Origin of the sequence: Bacillus cereus group sp. MYBK5-2, from assembly GCF_051915685.1 — a bacterium.
GTDB lineage: Bacteria > Bacillota > Bacilli > Bacillales > Bacillaceae_G > Bacillus_A > Bacillus_A cereus.
The window spans coordinates 74,102-92,195 of the sequence record NZ_JBQAFE010000013.1 but is presented as its reverse complement, the minus strand read 5'-3'; the positions used below and the strand labels follow the sequence as shown (position 1 = coordinate 92,195).

Sequence of the window (18,094 nt, the reverse complement as noted above, 5' to 3'; positions counted from 1 at the left end):
GAGTTAGCTCGGCTGTCTTAGGACGAATTCGTTAGCTACCAAAAGTAACGACTAACCGAGAAGCCCCCACTTCAAACAGTCCGTTAGGACGTTAAGTGGCGGGTAGTTCACGAAATTGTAGGTATAGATGTGCTTTGGTTTAGGAGTAAATAATAAAGCGGTAATAGAGTTTTCATAGGTAATTAAAAAGTAGATAGACTATTAATTTGTGACAATTACGTGCCTAATCTATCATATGCTTTTATGAGAATTCTAAAATTAAATCCTAACGAGCTGAATTTTCTATATTTAGCATAAATATTAGGGAGGCGTGCTGATGAAATGTATCATTTTATATAGAAATATGTAACGTTTAACACTCGTATTGTAAAATATTTTGACATACGTTAATTTAAATATTAGGTACAGGAACATTTAATAAAAACTCAGTATTAAAGTACCCTTTAAACGTTTCACCCTAAGAACATTTCTCAAGCACACTGAAGTTTACCCGTTGTTTCTGTGCCTTATTAGATAAAAATAATATAATAAATTTTTAGAATATGATAATGAAAAATGGTTTTCCTTAAACATTAACGATCTCTTGATGATCTGTTTAAAGTAAGGAAATGCAGGATTGACAATGGTTATTAATAAAGAAAATACAGTTAAGCTAGATACCTTAAGTCATTTTATAAGTAATTAAGCGTTAGATTGAATTAGTAAGAATATTATATGTGTTTGCTAAATGGCTTGTTTTAATTGGTCTGTTACTATTAATTTATGAATTTTAACATTTAGAAGCTAGTTAACATATAGGTTATATTAGTTATGTGAGTTTTAACCTCAAGTGTATATGTTTAAGGTTACAGGATTTGTGAGTGTTATAAAAGAAGTGAAAGTCTGGAAGAAACGGATATAATCGGTTTCTTCCAGACTTTTTTTTGCTTTTTTGTAATATAAAAAATTTATTTTTCCTACATGATTTAATTATCTGTTTTAATATTTTAATTTTTTGTGAAATTAAACGAAGTTTTTATTCTTCTTTAAATACATAATGTTACAAAATAGCGTAATTGTATTTACTTTATTTTTAAATGAGATTAAAAATAATAATAAACGTACCAATGTATGAGAGGTATTAGTATATTTATTAGTAATTTGTTCGTTTATCTCTATATTGCTATTATATTAGCGATAACAATAATATATTGGGGGGACAAGAATGAATTTGAAATTAACATCTAAATTAGAAAGATTAAGAAAAAGTAAAAAAGGAATTGGTGCTTGTGTTTTAGCTGCAGGGGTAACGGCTATTACTATGATTCCTCAAAGTGCTTATGCACATGGATTTGTTGAAAAGCCAAGTAGCCGTGCTGCTTTATGTAGTCAGAATTATGGAGCATTGAATTTAAATTGTGGAAATATAATGTACGAACCTCAAAGCCTAGAAGCACCTAAAGGATTCCCAGATGGGGGACCGATTGATGGAAAAATCGCTTCGGCAGGAGGACTGTTTGGAGGAGTTCTTGACCAACAAACATCAAATCGCTGGTTCAAAAACACGATTAAGGGTGGAGCAAATACCTTTACATGGAAATATACAGCTGCACATCCTACAAGTAAATGGCATTATTACATTACAAAAAAGGGATGGGATCCTAATAAACCATTAACACGTGCTGAATTAGAACCAATTGGAACTGTGAAACATGATGGTTCTGCCGCATCAAATAATTTAACACATACAATTAATGTACCAACTGATCGCAATGGTTATCATGTTATTTTAGCTGTATGGGATGTAGCAGATACGTCAAATGCGTTTTATAATGTAATTGATGTAAATCTAGTAAATAATGAAACTCCCGATACAGTAGCTCCAAGTCAACCAACTGAATTAAATGCGTCTAAAGTTACCGCCAATAGTGTTGCACTAACATGGAAGGCTTCTACGGATAATATAGGTGTAAAGGAATATCAAGTGTTACGTAATGGCGAAGTAATTGATACGGTACCAGGTACAACTTTTATTGATAAAAAACTAAAAGCAGATACGGAATATACCTATACAATAAAGGCATTAGACTCTGCTGGAAACATATCAAAAGAAAGTGAAAAACTAAAGGTTAAGACAACACATGCAATCCCAGATATAGAGGCTCCAACTCAACCAAAAGGATTACATAGTATGGGTACAACAGCGACAACTGTTGATTTGATGTGGAGTCCGTCTGAAGATAATGTAGGTGTTGACCATTATATTGTATATAGAGAAAGCGCTGGGGTTATGAATAAAATTGGGACAGCGGCTAATACATCCTTTATGGATAAAGATTTGAAGGCTAATACATCGTATAAATATGTAGTGACGGCGGTTGATTTAGCTGGAAATGAATCTAGTAGAAGTGATGTTTTGAATGTAACAACAAAATCAGAGGATTCCACATATGAAAAATGGGATGCAAGAAAAGCATATACTAAGGGTGATAGAGTAGTACATGAGGGAAAAGTGTATGAAGCGGTTCAAGATCATCAAGGAAATGGTGACTCAAATTGGATTTTTGCCTTATCGCTTTGGAAGCCAGTTTTGAATAAATGATAAGATGGAAAAGGTAGTTAACAATTTTGAATTTCTCTTTAAAAAGTAAGGGTCGTTCCAAACATGAATTATCTAATGGTTTAAATGATATATTAATAAATTTAATCATCATCCTAATGTTTACGAATTAAAATCAAAAAAGAATCCGAATGGTATTCCATCAAAAAGGAATTCCATTTGGATTCTTTATATTCTAATTTGTAATAGCATATATTTTCACTGTGAATTTGCTAGTGGCATCAATTGGACTTGCAATATAATATTTAGTATTTGTGTAAGCTTCAGTCCTAGATCCATGTGAAATGTTTTTTCAACGAGTAGAATCTATTCCTAGGGGAACGTCAATCATTACATTGAAAGAGATAATAGAAGGATAATCCTTTTCTGAAGGCTCAATAACCCATTTTAATTCTTTGGTACCTACAGGTAAACTATTAATTTTAAAGTTTTGACTAGATCGATTTTGTTGCCCGGATAAAGGACTAGATTCAGATGGTATTTGCGAAATTAATATTTCTTTTTCAAATGAAGATGGATCAGCAGATTATCTATCAAAACAAAGTATGAAACGACAAGAGGCAGCTGCATTGTTATTTTACGTTTTGTTATCTAGTTAATTTGTTTTGAGGTAAATTTCACAAAAAGAAAAAATCTAAAGAGTTTGAAATAATATACAGAAAAAGAATAGTCTTCGGCCAATGATTTATCGTAACAAACAGGGGTGGATGAGTTATAACCATACTCCAAATCTTAAGTAGAGCTGTTATTAGAAGAATTTCTTAAGTGTTTTGTAATGTAATGTGCTCCTTTGAGGGGAGCTTTTTTTATTTTATTATTAATAATTTCATGTACCGTAATTATTAATAATAAAATAAAAATCTACAACAAGGAGGTTCAATCCAAGTTAGGTAAAACTAGATCACAGTCATACATTAGTTACCGCTTTTCTTTTTTTGAAGAAGATATTTGTATTTTGGCTAGCGAGACATTGCTATCAAGTTAAGATTATACAAAGTCAATTTAAGGCGGAATTGTTTCCTTTTTCTAAAGGGAGAGTATATTGCTCTATCTATTGTAAATGATTTTGAGTCCGATAGATCTTTTATTCTTGGCATAAAATTAAATCTTAATAAATGGGTAAATCCAAAAATCTATTTTGTGAAACCGACTCTGTCTGTATACAACAATAGGACTTTACTTGGAGGGATAGGTATGATAGGCTCGTTATTCGGAAAAGATTCCAATTGAAAAAAGCACATCCATAGAGGAGGATTGGTAACCATGAGTGATAAAGTACTTATTGTGGAAGATGAACGCGAAATTGCGGATTTGGTTGAGCTATATTTGAAAAACGAGAATTATACGGTTTTCAAATACTATACCGCCAAAGAAGCATTGGAATGTATAGATAAGAATGTGCTTGACCTTGCAATATTGGATATCATGCTTCCCGACGTAAGTGGTCTCACTATCTGTCAAAAAATAAGGGACAAGCACACCTATCCAATAATCATGTTGACGGCGAAAGATACGGAAGTAGATAAAATTACAGGGCTAACAATTGGTGCGGACGATTATATTACAAAACCCTTTCGCCCACTAGAGTTAATTGCGCGAGTCAAGGCGCAGTTACGCCGATATAAAAAATACAATGGAGTAACGGCACAGAACGAGAATGTTATCGTTCACTCTGGTCTTGTCATTAATATAAGCACGCATGAGTGTTCTCTGAACGAGAAGCCGTTATCTCTCACTCCCACCGAGTTTTCAATCCTGCGTATCCTCTGTGAAAACAAGGGGAATGTGGTTAGCTCTGAGCAGCTGTTTCATGAGATATGGGGTGACGAATATTTCAGCAAGAGCAATAACACTATCACCGTGCATATCCGACATCTGCGAGAAAAGATGAACGACACGGTTGATAACCCGAAGTATATAAAAACGGTATGGGGGATCGGCTATAAAATTGAAAAATAAAAATAAGAATAAAAAAATCGATTATTCAAAATTAAAACGAAAACTCTACCAATATATCCTTACGATTGTCATGGCAGCAGTTGTATTTGTGCTGTTCGTGCGTCTATTTATCCAAGGGACACTTGGGGAGTGGATCGTACGTTTTTTGGAAAACAGTTATCATTTAGAGCGTTGGGACGCAATGATAATATATCAGTATACTATACGGAACAATATAGAAATTTTTATTTATGTGGCGGTTGCCATTAGTATTCTTATTCTATGCCGAGTTATGCTTTTAAAATTTGTAAAATACTTTGAAGAGATAAATACCGGTATTGATATACTTATTCAGAACGAAGATAAACAAATTGAGCTTTCTGCGGAAATGGAGTTCATGGAACAGAAGCTCAACACATTAAAGCGAACCCTTGAAAAGCGAGAGCATGATGCAAAGGTGGCCGAACAAAGGAAAAATGAAGTTGTTATGTACTTGGCACACGATATTAAAACGCCTCTTACATCGGTTATCGGTTATCTGATCTTGCTTGACGAGGCACCAGACATGCCAAGAGAGCAAAAGGCAAAGTACGTGCATATCACGTTAGACAAAGCATATCGCCTGGAACAGCTAATCGACGAGTTTTTTGAGATTACGCGATATAATCTCCAAACGATTACGCTCACGAAAAAGCACATAGACCTATACTATATGCTGGTGCAAATGACTGATGAATTTTATCCCCAGCTTGCTGCGAAGGGGAAACAGGTGGTACTCCATGCTTCTGAAGATTTGACTGTATTTGGTGACCCTGATAAGCTAGCGAGGGTCTTTAACAATATTTTAAAAAACGCCGCTGCATACAGCGAGAACGACAGCGTAATTGACATTACGGCGGACCTCTCCGATGATGTGGTATCCATCGTTTTTGAGAACGCCGGAAACATCCCGAAAGAAAAACTCGCTACCATATTTGAAAAGTTTTACAGATTGGATGATGCCCGTTCTTCTGATACGGGCGGCGCGGGACTTGGATTGGCGATTGCAAAAGAAATCATTGTTCAGCATGGCGGACAGATTTACGCGGAAAGTAATGATAACTCTACGACTTTCACGGTAGAACTTCCAGTCTCCCAAGACTCGGTTAATATAGGGGATTCTTAGAAAATAATCATTGTTTCTTAAGGAATTCTTAAGGTTATCTCTACTTTTTCTTAGGAAATTAACAATTTAATATTAAAAAATGGCTCGTTCTTATGCGGTAGACTTAAACCATAAGAACGAGCTTTTTTTATTTCGTCAAAGAAAGATATGATAACTTATGCGTGGATTAAAATAGCTTACATGTTTAGAAAAAGAGTGACACAAATATTTCTTTTCCTTTTTGCGAATGGGGTCAAATGAGCAATCTGCTGTTTTTAATGTTCCTGCACACACCACTGGATAGAGTATCCACATATAGATATAGCATCGCTTTGCAGAAAGTAATCGTTAAGAGTTACATATCCGAAATCTTCAGCGTTGAATCAGCGTGACATTATCATCAAGTCATTTACTTAAGGAAGAAGCTGAAAATGAAGAAGTGGTGTTTTTTATTGTTATTTTTATTTTTCTTAGGTTTTGCTTTCATGAATAAAGCACTGTTTTTTCAGATTAAAGTAGAGGTTCAAAAATATGATCAAAATCACAAAGATAACATAGATAATACAGGGACTACCTTAATTATTCAAAAGAAAGAGATTGTAAAAGAACACATCTATCAAGGGAATCTGCTCTTAATTAACAGTAAATATCCTATGCGCCAAGAGGGTGTGAAATCAGATATCGTAAATTTATCTAAACATAATGAATTGATAAACGGATACGGGCTGCTTAATACAAATATTTATTTATCAAAAGAAATAGCAAAAAATTTTCAGAGATGATTAATAATGTTGTAAAGGAAGGCGTTAATCAATTTTTAATTAATAGTGGTTATGGTGACTTTGATGAGCAAAGTGGACTTTACCATGAGATGGGGGCTGATTATCCTTACCAGCAGGTTATAGTGAACATAATTCAGGTTTATCACTTGATGTAGGATCAGGCTTAACGTAAATGGACCGAGCACCTGAAGGGAAGTGGATAGAAAAAAATGCTTGAAAATACGGCTTTATCTTACGCTATCCCTCGGATAAAACGGATGTTACAGGTATTCAATATGAACCTTGGCATATTCGCTATGTCGGTTTGCCTCACAGTACGATTATGCAAAAAATGAATTTAGCCTTGGAAGAATACCTGGATTATTTAAAAAAAGAAGAGAGCATTTCAGCAAGTATTGAGGGGGGAAATATACGATGTCATATTATCCCTTTTTTCAAAACAAGACAATTGACGTTGAAATACCATTGAACGAATTTTGTGAAATATATGTAAAAAATATGGATGGGGTGATTATGACCACCCGTTTTTGAATTATATTCTAAAATGACAAAGTTATAGATTACAATGTTAAGTTAGGAGATTTTAAATGCATTCAGGAGTTTTGATTAATTATTTATATACTTATTTTTTTACTATTATTTTTTGTATAATGTTTCAAATTGGATTTTATTTTAAAATGAAAAAAAATATATCTATTCAGCATTTTCTATGGGTGTATGTTTTTCTATTCTACCTTTCACTAGTGTATAAGGTGACGCAGATAGGGACTATATGGGACATAGGTAGATACGAAACATTAATTCGTGCAAATCAAATTAACTTGATTCCATTTGCTTCTGAAGGTATGACTACTTATGTCTTAAACATTTTACTGTTTATGCCATTAGGTTTTTTATTGCCGACTATTTGGCCGCAGTTTAGAAGAATGAAAAGTACTGCCTATGCTGGATTCGGTTTTTCATTGGCTATTGAGTTAGGTCAATTGCTAGATAATAGAATTACAGATATTGATGATTTATCTATGAACACCCTGGGAGCAATTATTGGGTATTTATTATATAGAGTATTATTCAAAATGTTATATAAAAGAGATGAAAAAAAGATTGATAATAATATTTCTCTAGTAATAAAATACGAGGCTATTTTTTATTTGGTTTGCTCATTTGTAGGTATGATGTTAATTTATTATCCAGTTTTATTTAGACGGCCTCTAATCCTTCAATAAGGTGATTAAGATGCTGTCAGATAATTATATACATATAGTAAATTGTTTCTTAAATAATAGGATATTACAAATACCCATTTATATTAAATTCTCATAGAAATCTTTCAAAACTATTCTTATTGAAGGTTGGGTGGTTATTGAATTGATTTCTATTGCTCCCGTTTTATATTATAGTACCAGCCTTTAATTAACAATTATATCCATTGCGAAAAAATAAGATAGGCTTTAATATTTACCAGTATTTAAATGCCGAAAATTGTTTAAGGCATTTCAACCAAAATTTAAGAGGAGCATACAATGAACAAACTAAAAAGGTTATTGAAACGTAAAACGACTTGGATAATTCTTATCCTATTCGCATTTGTTTATGTAAATAACAGTTCTTTTTTTGCTAAGAGGGACGATGGAACTCCTCTTCTTCTTGCTCATCGAGGACTTTCGCAAACATTTAGCATGGAAGAGATTGAGAGCGATACATGTACAGCAGAACGTATAAATAAACCTGAACATTCTTATTTAGAAAATACAATTCCATCTATGGAAGCGGCATTTAAAGCTGGAGCTGATCTAGTAGAGTTTGATGTTCAACCAACTAAAGATAATAATTTTGTTATTTTTCATGACTGGACTCTTGATTGCCGTACCAATGGTAAAGGTGTTACAAGAGATTTTACAACAAAAGAACTACAAGCACTTGATATTGGTTACGGTTATACAGCTGATGGGGGTAAAACATTCCCGTTTCGTGGCAAAGGGACTAATCTTATGCCAACACTTGATGAAGTACTTACCCATTTTCCAGACCGTTCTTTTCTTATTCATATTAAAAGTGATGATGAAAATGAAGGAATACAATTGGCTACTTACCTCAAGAAATTACCAGCGAAGCGCCTTGATCAACTAACTGTATATGGTGGCGATAAACCAATTGCTGCGATAAAAGAGCGCATCCCTAGTTTACGAATAATGTCAAAAGCGACCATGAAAAAAGATCTTATTACTTATATGGCATTAGGGTGGACTGGCTACATACCTTCAAGCCTGAAGCATGGAGAATTACATATACCAGACAAAGTAGCTCCTTGGCTTTGGGGATGGCCAAATCGTTTTCTTAATCGAATGGATAAAGCAGATACTCGAGTTATCATTGTAGGAGGAAATGGGTTTGGGTTTTCAAGTGGATTTGACTCATCTGAAGATATAAAACGCCTTCCTGATGATTATACAGGTGGAATTTGGACAAATCGCATTGATAAAATAGCACCTGTATTTAAGAGATAAGGGATAATATAACAGTCGAAGTTTTTTCATCTGTTTACCCATTTATATTTTAAAAGAAAACTTATTAATAATTTAAAAGGTTTATATAACGATAAACACTCCTGATTTCCTATGAATAATGGAAATCAGGGGTGTTTTTTTGATGAATAGAACTTATTTTATTTATATTTAAACAGAAGTACGACAACGATTAAATAATTACTCGCAAGATGTAAAAAACGGGCTGAATCCTCATAAATAACTAACTGTAGAAAAGTGAATTTTTTGTTTGGGGGTAATTTAAAAATCTTAGGTTGATGGATGTGTGGCGGTACCCCATCGCTATCAAGCAAAGACTTTCGTCTATCCCCTAAATGAAAAGATACGATCTATTCTTTCTATCGAAACATAAGAATAGATTGTATTTTTATGTCTAAATTTATATTTCATATTCAAATCTAATTCAGTCCTATAGGTTTCATACAAAAATGAAGAATTTAAATAAGTATGGTCCTCCAATTCGTAAGAAAAGAGAAGTTTTTGCTATTAAAACAATAGAAGAATTTCAAGAAGTTATGATAAGCGTTCAGCAAATAGTTGATATAAGGGATGTAGAGAGTTTTGCTTCTGGTCACATGGAGAAATCAATTAACATACCGTATAACAATTCCTTCACAACCTGATGTGGATGGTTACTAGATTATAAAAAAGAAACTTTAATCATTCTAGATGAGGAAAAGGTTAGAGTGGAAGAGGTTATTAGAGACTTTGAATCTATTGGGCTAGATAATATTATTGCTTTGGCACCCTTACAAGTTATACAAAGACTTGATAGATTTGAAAGTTACAAAGAAAAAACATCAATTGAATTATATCCGCATATAAAATATGGAAGCATTAAGGTAATCGACGTGCGTAGTAAAAAGAGTGGGAGGAAGGACATCTTTATGATGCAATACATATCCCTTTAGGAAATCTATTTAAGCAGCTAGATTGCATACCAAAAGATTGCCCAATCGTTTTGCAATGTCGAACCGGATTGCGTTCCGCTATAGCATCTAGTATTTTACAAAGAGCTGGTATAAAGGAAGTGGTGAATCTAAAGGGAGGATTCCTTGCATGGAAAAAAGAAGAGCTTCCTTATACAACTTGTAATCTCAATGTGTAGGGAAATGATTTTTACTAATTTAAAATGGGTCATGAAACGCTTTACACTCAAGGAAAAGAAATAGAATTGAAGTGAAATGAAATTCAATCCACATTTTACAGTTGAAATAGAAGAATTTTAAAGAGCTGTAATATAAAAAACACCTTATAGCTATAAGGTGTTTTTTATACCTCTTAAAATGACTTAAGATACATTTACTTGAGTTCATTAGGTAGTTAGAGTAAGAGGTTAATAGACTATCTTTAACGAAAAATGTTGATTAGTTCCCTTTTATTATACATCAATATATATAAATTAAAAATGTAATATTGTATTATCGATCCTTTTCTAATCCAATACACTCATGTTTTGAGTTCAAGGATTGGGAAGCTGTTCATGATTATACATCAGATAGCAATGTTATGAAATACATACCTGAAGGGGTTTTTACCGAAGAAGATATAAGAAATTTTGTAAATAAAAATATGGATGAAAATGCGAGAGTATTCAGCGCATTTCTATTGTTAAATGTTCATAATAAAGAAACTAAAATCATAAATAATTATTATAAGTGATTTTCTTGTGAATAAATGTAACTTAAACTGTGAAATATGTTAATCGTCTTTATTGGTATACGGGGAAGTGAAGAGCGTGAAGAAAATTGTTATTTTTGGTTCAGGAGGCCATGCAAAGGTTATTATTGATATGATTCGACGAGCTGGAGAATATGAGATTTATGGAATAGTTGACGACTTTCGCTCAAAGAATAAAATGGTTTACGGTTACCAAGTAATAGGGGATGAATCTAGTCTATTGTCTATTAAAGAAAATATCCATGGGGGAATTGTAGCTGTAGGAGATAATTGGATAAGAAGAAATATAGTGGAGAAAGTAAAGTCTATTATGCCAGATTTTCTTTTTATTTGTGCTATTCATCCATCTGCGATTATTAGCGAAGATGTAATAATTAGAGAAGGAACGGTAATAGCGGGAGGAGCTGTGATTAATAGTAATGTGCGTATAGGGGAACACTGCATTATTAATACAAAGTCCAGTATTGATCATGACTGTGTAATTGGTAATTATGCGACTATCGCACCTGGTGCTACTCTTGGAGGGAATGTTAAGGTTGGGAATTATTCTGTCATCTCTTTAGGAGCAAATGTAATCCATTCCATTACGATAGGAGAGCATACCGTAGTCGGTGCTGGTGCTACAGTTGTAAAAGATATCGGCTCGTACGCCATTGCATTTGGAGTACCGGCAACAAAAATAAAATCTAGAGAAAAGGGAGACAAATATCTATAAGTTCATAAGAAAAGTAGCTTATCTGCTGGAATTGAAAATAGGAAGTAACCAATTTTATTTGGTAAATTGGTTACTTCCTATTTTTTAAGCATTCTTCAAGGGAAGGATAAAGTGTTAGAGGAAATAATGGAGGAACGAGGCTTATCCATTGTTCATAAAATTATTATGCGTTGGGTCCATCAATATAGTCCTGAATTAGATAAGAAAATTCGAAGTCACCTCAAAAAAAACAGAGTGGACGAAATATACATAAAAGTAGATTCTTTTAGGAATATCTTCTTTATGTCCCTAAAAAATGTTTGCACTAGAACCGAAATAGGTGGTATCATTTGACGAAAAGCAGTCCAAGAGGCAGGGGATTCTTTCAATGGAAGGGAAAAGAAAATTTCACTCCTTCGTACATTCTCGTTTTATTTAATGAAAAAATAAATAAAACGTTATAAACAGGTTACAAATTTTACTGAAAATAAGGGGTATATCCAATAAATAGTTTTAGTGGATATTTTATCTGAAATCTCGTTCAATTTCCTCCCATGTCATATGAGTACGCACAATATCATCCTCTACTAATTGACTTCCCATTTGTACCTCAATAAATTCTAAGTCGGTAATCGCACGCGCCCCATGCTTTGTCTTAGCCGGAATATAAATAACATCTCCAGGTTTTATCATTTTGAATTTCCCGTCTATAATAAGTTCGCCTTCTCCTGCAATGATTGTCCAAACTTCTTCGCGTTTAAAATGCATTTGATAACTGAGGTTTTTTTTAGCTAAAATTTTTAATCGTTTGGTTAAAACTTCATTTCCATCTTTAAGTTTTTCATAATCTAGAACACGGTAGTTTCCCCAACGTTTTTCTTCATACATAGGTCTTGGATTTTCGTGATTTATAAGATCTTTAATTTTTCCACTTTCACGTTTATCAGCTACCAAAATACCATCAGAACTCGCTATTACAATGCTATTGCTGATATTTGTTACAACAAGAGGGAGGTGTAGTTCATTGATGATATGAGTATTAACGGTATTTTTACTTAGCATTGCATTTCCAATAATTTGTGCATCCATAACCTCTGTAAGGGTACTCCAAGTTCCTAAGTCACGCCATGTTCCTTCATATGGCATTACTACAATATCATCGCACTTTTCTACAACTTCATAGTCAAAGCTTCTTTTAGGAAGGGTGGAATATTGTTGGATAAGCTCTTCATACTGAACTGGTATTTTCATAGAAGTTAGATATTGAATAAAAAAACTTAATTTAAAGGCGAATACGCCGCAATTCCAAAGCGCTTTTTGTTTAATAAGTTTTTTTGCTTTATGTTTTACTGGTTTTTCAATAAAATGGTTAACTTTCATATATGGAAGTGTTTGTGCTGATAAAGGGTGACTAGGTGTAGTCGTAATATAGCCATACTGATCAGAAGGATGTGAAGGTCGAACACCCATAAGTGCAAGTGATGCATTTGAGTCCGCCAATATTTGATCAAGTTTAAGTAAGGATTCAAAGAAAGAATTCTCTACATAAGCATCAACAGGCATGATACAAATAGTCTCGTTTACATCGACATTTAGAACAGAATAGAGATAGACTGATGCTAGAGCAATAGCAGGGAAGGTATCTCGTCGATCTGGTTCGATGATAAGAGGAAGTTTATCGTCAAGTTGATTTTGAATAATATCAGTTTGAGATTTGCAAGTTGTGATATAAGTAGAGTTTGTTAGACCAATAGATTGAACTTGCCTCACAATTCTTTGAATCATAGATTCCTGAATACCATCCTGGTTACGAAGTATTTTTAAAAATTGTTTAGATCTAGAATTGTTTGATAATGGCCATAAGCGTTTTCCAGACCCTCCAGACAGTAAAAGAAGTTTCATATTATCCCAACTTTCTAGTAGTATTAAACCTCGATGTTAGGGTTAATAAAATAAGTACAGGTTTTTGTACCCGTGCGGCTCTTTTAAGAAGCATGTGTTTATAATCCAATAAAAGCTGGTATTTAATAGCAACATAAGTCCATTTACAAGAATTTTTATTGTGTATATTCTTTTTATTAAGTAGTTGCTTTTGGAGTGCCTCGAGAAATAGCATGTCGTGAATATTATTATAACTACTAGCCCTGTACTTTTTTAATCCCATAAATCTAAATAAGACAAGTTGAGTAATACTAGTTCCTTTAATTAAAATCATGTAAAAGAAGTTTCACGAGCTGTTGATATGTGGATTATACAACTACATTAAAGTATGCTTGTTCAGCTATTAGCATGTTAGTTTAAAATACATTCTTATTTGAGGCATAATGATTGCTTTTGTCGATACCTTTATTGTATAAGTATAACAATTAACTACATATAGATGTTAATATTTATATATTATTATTTAATATTTAACCTTATAAATATAACAACGGACTTAATAACTAATAACTCGTTCAATAAAATTATATGTGGTTCCTAGTGAATAGGTGATGATATTACTTATAAAATGGATGTCTTATTCAAATATTGTTTATACAGAAGCTCTTGTCCGCTTATTAACTGTACTTGCTCAAAAACGCAAAAAAAAATTGAACATGTAAAATGAATTGAAAGTTCTCTTTATGCAGCTTGCAGTTGTTTTTGAGTCATGTCTAGAGGCCCTCTTGCTTTTGCTGAGGTTTAAACGAACACAATCTAACTGTTTTTAGTTTTTTTGCCATTGATGTATACTCACTATAAATGACATTTTTTCTATCAGCATACAAATCGTGGAACTACAATTCAACAAGGTCCATAAACGAGTGCTTTCGTACTTGATATCGGTTTAAAGAAAGCTTGATTTTCATGGTGCGAAAATAGGTTTCAATTGTCCATCTCTTACTACAGTACTGCATTATTTGCTTATTTGATAATCCCAGCCACATCAGTACTTAAAAAGGCCCGCATGTTTTCTGAATGGAAACTTTCGTGATGAATATCTGTTAATGTTCCAGAAACCCCATGAGCTAAGATACCTTCTAAAAAATAAACCAGTTGGTTCATGACTGGTTCTGAGTATTGAACTACCCCCACTTTCACTTCGTTTAGAAGTGAAGGATTCCTAAGTAAAGAATTCTATCGAACTCTAATTGATTAGGCTAACCCCGCAGTCCTTGCGGTTAGAAGCCTTATCGCTTCATTCTTTATATTGATACTTGCGTTAATATCCCTATCATGGTGTGTACGACAAGAAGGACAGTCCCATTCACGTAGGTTTAAATTTTTAACGTCTTTATTTTGATATCCACAACAAGAACATAATTGGCTGGAAGGAAATGTTTTCGATACGACAATGACTTGTTTGCCATACCATTTTGCTTTATATTCCAACATTGTTCGAAATTGTGACCATGATACCTCACTAATTGCTTTTGCTAACTTATGATTCTTTAACATATTCGATACTTGCAAATCCTCTATACCGATAACATCGTGGTTTTTGATGATTTCAGTTGAGATTTTGTCCAAGTAATCTTTTCTAGCATTTGATATGTATTCATGAATTCTAGCTACCTTTACTCGTTGTTTATTCCAGCGAGAAGATCCTTTCATTCTTCTAGAAAGAATACGCTGTGCTTTCGCCAACTTATCTTCTAATGATCGGAAAAACTTTGGATTTTTATAGGGTTTTCCATCTGACAAAATAGCGAAATCTTTTAGTCCTACATCTATTCCAATGTAAGAATGTGTTTTCGGAAGTTCTTGTACTTCTGTTTCAACTAATAGTGACACAAAATATCTGCCAGAAGGGTTTCGTCTAACAGTCGCATTTACAATACGTCCCTCTACTTCGCGACTTTTGGCAAATCGAACAAGCCCTAGTTTCGGCAACTTTATTTTGTTCCCTATAACGGCAATGTTTTCATTTGTTTGTTTTGTGGTGTAAGATTGTACGTTGTTCTTCTTAGATTTAAAGCGCGGTGCGCTGTTTTGTTTTTTGAAAAAGCGAGTATAAGCATCGGCAAGATTGCGAACAGAAGACTGAATCGCAATACTATCCACTTCTTTGAGCCAAACAAACTCTTTCTTCATGGCAGGAAGTTTGGCAGAGCATGTACCATAGGTCAAGCTTTTCCCTGTCTCCTTGTATGCGTGATCCCATAAGGATAGAAAATGATTGAATACAAAACGAGAACAACCAATCGTTTTGTTAATTAGAATTGCTTGTGCTTGATTTGGATAGATACGAAACTTATGGGCTTTATTGATCATCATTTCATTCACCTCCATTTCGGTATATAACTATTATACACCGAACGTACATTCGATAGATAGTGAAGTAACACTTTCTCTATGTCGAACAATTAAGATGGCTTCCTACCATCCCTTGTTCGAAGTCAATTCATCTCCACCTACTCACTGGGCTGTGACCCTTCACGCTCCTTGAGGAAGGAGTCTTCTTGGCTAAAATGATAAAGTGGTTCATTCAATTTTTGTAACAAATACTGATTTTCTGTTTGATGTGTTGTTTTGTATAGATGGGATATCTTGTATATATTCCTTTATTGAAAATAAATCCATGATAGCTTTATTGTATACAAGATTGGTGTCGCATGCTCTTATTGTGAATTTTTGTTAGCGTTTTTGGGCAAGTACCGTTATTAATGTAGAATCAATTTGCAATGTGGAACGTTATTTTTTAATCCGTATTGATAAGGAAAGAACTATAATTCGAAATGATATTGTCATGTAGAGGGTAACTCAAAGAAGTTTTTGAGAAGAAAGGAGTGGAATTGCTGTTTATGGAAGATATATTAAACATTTATATTACATCAATACAAAACCCACTTTCTCCTCTTGGATTATAAGAAAGTGGGCTCTTTGCATAATGATTATTAAGAGTCAATCTTTTAACATACTGTCTATTTGTTCAATGGTGCTTATTATACTTTTAATTAATTATTTATGAAAATTTCCGCTAGTAGTGAATAGTATTCCTGTGCAACATTGGCCCAAGTTCTCTTTAGGATATGTTCAATTGCTATTTGTTGTTGCATTAAGAGAGTGTTATTGTGTTGCCAAAGATTATGAATGGCAAGTGTCATTTCATCTACGGAATATGGATTGAATGTGATGAGTTTTTCAATGTCCATTATAATCTCTTCAACTATTTCAAGTTTACTAACTGCTACAGGAGTATCCATAATTAAAGATTCCAATAATGGAAAAGGGCAGCTACCTTCAAAAAGTGTAGGAACAATGGTTCCTATTGCATGTTTATACAAGATTGGGACATCGTTTGCTGGTATTCTACCTAAAAATACAACACTATCTCGTATATATGGATCCTCGCAATTATTAAGCACCTTTACAATCTCTTCTTCCGTAGGTCTACCGTGGAAATGATCAGTTAAAACTAGACGAAGATTAGAGGTAGTGCCTATATGAGCTTGCTTAAACTTGAAGAAAGCTTCAATCAACCGATCATGGTTTTTATGCAGACGAATCACAGAAGGATAAAAAATATAGTCGTTATTTAAATTGTACTTATGTCTGAAGGTGTTTTCATCCAATGAACTGACAGATTTATATTCCTCAGATGGGGGAGCTAATCTGATTACATGCATTTTTTCTGGCGGTAGTTTTAAAAACTTCATCCCTTCATGATCTCTTATAAAGTTAGAGTTAAATACGACTTTTTTTGCTTTTGTCACTAATTGATTAACCTTGATATGAAATTGAGCATAGAAATTTGGATATGTTTTATCATATTGTTCTTTGAAATGCATGTATACTAAATCGTGTAAACAAACAATCATTGGTTTCTCTAATTGTAAAGCTAGCTCCATGCCTACATAAGGGACAATCCAAATATCAACCGGAAAAGTGGTATTTACTGATTGTACATTATAGAATTTTTTGGTAGAGAATCTATTAGGAAAGGATAATGAGACGTTCTTAAATGAATCACTAATATGCACATAATTTAGTGCATCAATTGCGACGGTTACGGTTGCATCCTTGTCAAGGTGCAGTAAGCTTTCTGCTAGCCGGATAGAAAAGCGCCCAATTCCTTCGCCGCCAAAATTACCGACTGTTCCTGAATAGCCGAGAAAAAGGCCGATTTTCGGAAAAGATTTCTGACCTGTTTGAATTTTGGGGTGTGAAAGGGGAGTTTCTAAAATTTTTTGACACTCTTCAGATAATAAAAATCGTTCCATTAACTGTATTCTTGGAAATCCTGAAGCTAAAGCACTTAAATGATTTTGAAAGCCTATTGAGTCTGGGGAGCGGTTTAAAAATTGTTCGTATAATGAATGGAGAAACTGTTTGTCATCGAAATGATAAAAAATCTGAATAATATGTGAAATTGTTTTTGTTTCATTGGATCTGGCTTCGTTTATTTGAATTACTTTTGTATATTGTGCTTGTGCTTCTTCCTTTACCATAATTTCTTGAATCATTGCTATTTTGGGTTTGTGCTTGAGTTTTTTCAAAAAATATTGCTCTTCTTCGTCTGATGGTTTCCTGTGTAAAAATTGTATATATGCCTGATGAACAATTGCTTCGTTAGAGAGTTGAATGATTTTTCTTATCATATCGATAATGGTAGGCTGATTTTGGCCGTAATAACTCATAGTTGTGCCCCCTTTATATCTTTAAATTCAAATAATAAATCAAAAATAAGCTTCTATATTTTACAGGAGTACTAACTGTTGTTTTAAATGT

The 18,094-nt window shown here is 33.4% G+C and carries 11 protein-coding genes and 6 pseudogenes; 10 read left to right on the top strand and 7 right to left on the bottom strand.

Translation table 11 applies throughout. The annotated features are described in order from the left end of the window. Nucleotides 1–1,204 precede the first annotated feature (1,204 nt). Nucleotides 1,205–2,581 (top strand): lytic polysaccharide monooxygenase, encoded by a 1,377-nt coding sequence (locus ACTFP3_RS27630; protein ID WP_368937206.1) that lies wholly within the window; start codon nt 1,205–1,207, stop codon nt 2,579–2,581. A gap of 193 nt (nt 2,582–2,774) precedes the next feature. Here ACTFP3_RS27630 and ACTFP3_RS27625 read toward each other — a convergent pair. Further along, nucleotides 2,775–3,110 (bottom strand): annotated as a pseudogene (locus ACTFP3_RS27625) (phosphatidylinositol-specific phospholipase C); the annotation flags it as partial. Between the two features lie 520 nt (nt 3,111–3,630). Beyond that, nucleotides 3,631–3,762: pseudogene (locus ACTFP3_RS27620) on the bottom strand (Tn3 family transposase); the annotation flags it as partial. A 100-nt stretch (nt 3,763–3,862) separates the two neighbouring features. On the opposite strand from ACTFP3_RS27620, the gene vanR-A reads away from it, so the two are divergent. The 9 genes and pseudogenes from vanR-A to ACTFP3_RS27575 form a co-directional block, all read left to right on the top strand. Then, nucleotides 3,863–4,558, top strand: a complete 696-nt coding sequence (vanR-A, locus tag ACTFP3_RS27615; protein WP_001281108.1) for a vancomycin resistance response regulator transcription factor VanR-A — start codon at nt 3,863–3,865, stop codon at nt 4,556–4,558. Continuing rightward, a complete protein-coding gene (gene vanS, locus ACTFP3_RS27610) occupies nt 4,548–5,702 on the top strand; it encodes a vancomycin resistance histidine kinase VanS (protein WP_440011882.1) in 1,155 nt (384 codons plus the stop codon). The genes vanR-A and vanS overlap by 11 nt, the downstream gene beginning before the upstream one ends. Before the next feature lie 410 nt (nt 5,703–6,112). Further along, nucleotides 6,113–6,994 (top strand): annotated as a pseudogene (gene vanY / locus ACTFP3_RS27605) (VanY-A/VanY-F/VanY-M family D-Ala-D-Ala carboxypeptidase). Nucleotides 6,995–7,050: 56 nt separating this feature from the next. After that, a complete protein-coding gene (locus ACTFP3_RS27600) occupies nt 7,051–7,689 on the top strand; it encodes a VanZ family protein (protein ID WP_313755487.1) in 639 nt (212 codons plus the stop codon). A gap of 297 nt (nt 7,690–7,986) precedes the next feature. Further along, a complete protein-coding gene (locus ACTFP3_RS27595) occupies nt 7,987–8,970 on the top strand; it encodes a glycerophosphodiester phosphodiesterase family protein (protein WP_440011880.1) in 984 nt (327 codons plus the stop codon). A gap of 464 nt (nt 8,971–9,434) precedes the next feature. Beyond that, nucleotides 9,435–10,117 (top strand): annotated as a pseudogene (locus tag ACTFP3_RS27590) (rhodanese-like domain-containing protein); the annotation flags it as partial. Nucleotides 10,118–10,452: 335 nt separating this feature from the next. Further along, nucleotides 10,453–10,620: pseudogene (locus ACTFP3_RS27585) on the top strand (GNAT family N-acetyltransferase); the annotation flags it as partial. A gap of 127 nt (nt 10,621–10,747) precedes the next feature. Continuing rightward, complete coding sequence (locus tag ACTFP3_RS27580) at nt 10,748–11,404, top strand: acetyltransferase (RefSeq protein WP_098538879.1); 657 nt, start codon at nt 10,748–10,750, stop codon at nt 11,402–11,404. 114 nt (nt 11,405–11,518) lie between these two features. Next, a pseudogene (locus ACTFP3_RS27575) lies at nt 11,519–11,662 on the top strand (IS6 family transposase); the annotation flags it as partial. 246 nt (nt 11,663–11,908) lie between these two features. On the opposite strand, the gene ACTFP3_RS27570 reads toward ACTFP3_RS27575, so the two are convergent. From ACTFP3_RS27570 to ACTFP3_RS27550, 5 genes are all read right to left on the bottom strand, one after another. Further along, nucleotides 11,909–13,285 (bottom strand): sugar phosphate nucleotidyltransferase, encoded by a 1,377-nt coding sequence (locus ACTFP3_RS27570; RefSeq protein ID WP_440011878.1) that lies wholly within the window; start codon nt 13,283–13,285, stop codon nt 11,909–11,911. A gap of 875 nt (nt 13,286–14,160) precedes the next feature. Then, nucleotides 14,161–14,280 (bottom strand): hypothetical protein, encoded by a 120-nt coding sequence (locus ACTFP3_RS27565; protein WP_440011876.1) that lies wholly within the window; start codon nt 14,278–14,280, stop codon nt 14,161–14,163. 7 nt (nt 14,281–14,287) lie between these two features. Next, nucleotides 14,288–14,428, bottom strand: a complete 141-nt coding sequence (locus ACTFP3_RS27560) for a hypothetical protein (RefSeq protein ID WP_440011874.1) — start codon at nt 14,426–14,428, stop codon at nt 14,288–14,290. 90 nt (nt 14,429–14,518) lie between these two features. Next, nucleotides 14,519–15,640: an IS200/IS605 family element RNA-guided endonuclease TnpB gene (gene tnpB / locus ACTFP3_RS27555; protein ID WP_440011873.1), complete on the bottom strand. Its 1,122-nt coding sequence runs from the start codon at nt 15,638–15,640 to the stop codon at nt 14,519–14,521. A gap of 680 nt (nt 15,641–16,320) precedes the next feature. Continuing rightward, nucleotides 16,321–18,003, bottom strand: coding sequence for a glycosyltransferase (locus ACTFP3_RS27550; RefSeq protein ID WP_440011871.1), 1,683 nt, complete (start codon nt 18,001–18,003; stop codon nt 16,321–16,323). Between the last annotated feature and the right edge of the window lie 91 nt (nt 18,004–18,094).

What these genes read in the sequence shown, in the direction of transcription:
- ACTFP3_RS27630 (WP_368937206.1), top strand. Translation starts at nt 1,205, where the DNA reads ATGAATTTGAAATTAACATCTAAATTAGAAAGATTAAGAAAAAGTAAA.
- vanR-A (WP_001281108.1), top strand. Translation starts at nt 3,863, where the DNA reads ATGAGTGATAAAGTACTTATTGTGGAAGATGAACGCGAAATTGCGGAT.
- ACTFP3_RS27600 (WP_313755487.1), top strand. Translation starts at nt 7,051, where the DNA reads ATGCATTCAGGAGTTTTGATTAATTATTTATATACTTATTTTTTTACT.
- ACTFP3_RS27595 (WP_440011880.1), top strand. Translation starts at nt 7,987, where the DNA reads ATGAACAAACTAAAAAGGTTATTGAAACGTAAAACGACTTGGATAATT.
- ACTFP3_RS27570 (WP_440011878.1), bottom strand. Translation starts at nt 13,285, where the DNA reads ATGAAACTTCTTTTACTGTCTGGAGGGTCTGGAAAACGCTTATGGCCA.
- ACTFP3_RS27565 (WP_440011876.1), bottom strand. Translation starts at nt 14,280, where the DNA reads ATGCAGTACTGTAGTAAGAGATGGACAATTGAAACCTATTTTCGCACC.
- ACTFP3_RS27560 (WP_440011874.1), bottom strand. Translation starts at nt 14,428, where the DNA reads ATGAACCAACTGGTTTATTTTTTAGAAGGTATCTTAGCTCATGGGGTT.
- tnpB (WP_440011873.1), bottom strand. Translation starts at nt 15,640, where the DNA reads ATGATGATCAATAAAGCCCATAAGTTTCGTATCTATCCAAATCAAGCA.
- ACTFP3_RS27550 (WP_440011871.1), bottom strand. Translation starts at nt 18,003, where the DNA reads ATGAGTTATTACGGCCAAAATCAGCCTACCATTATCGATATGATAAGA.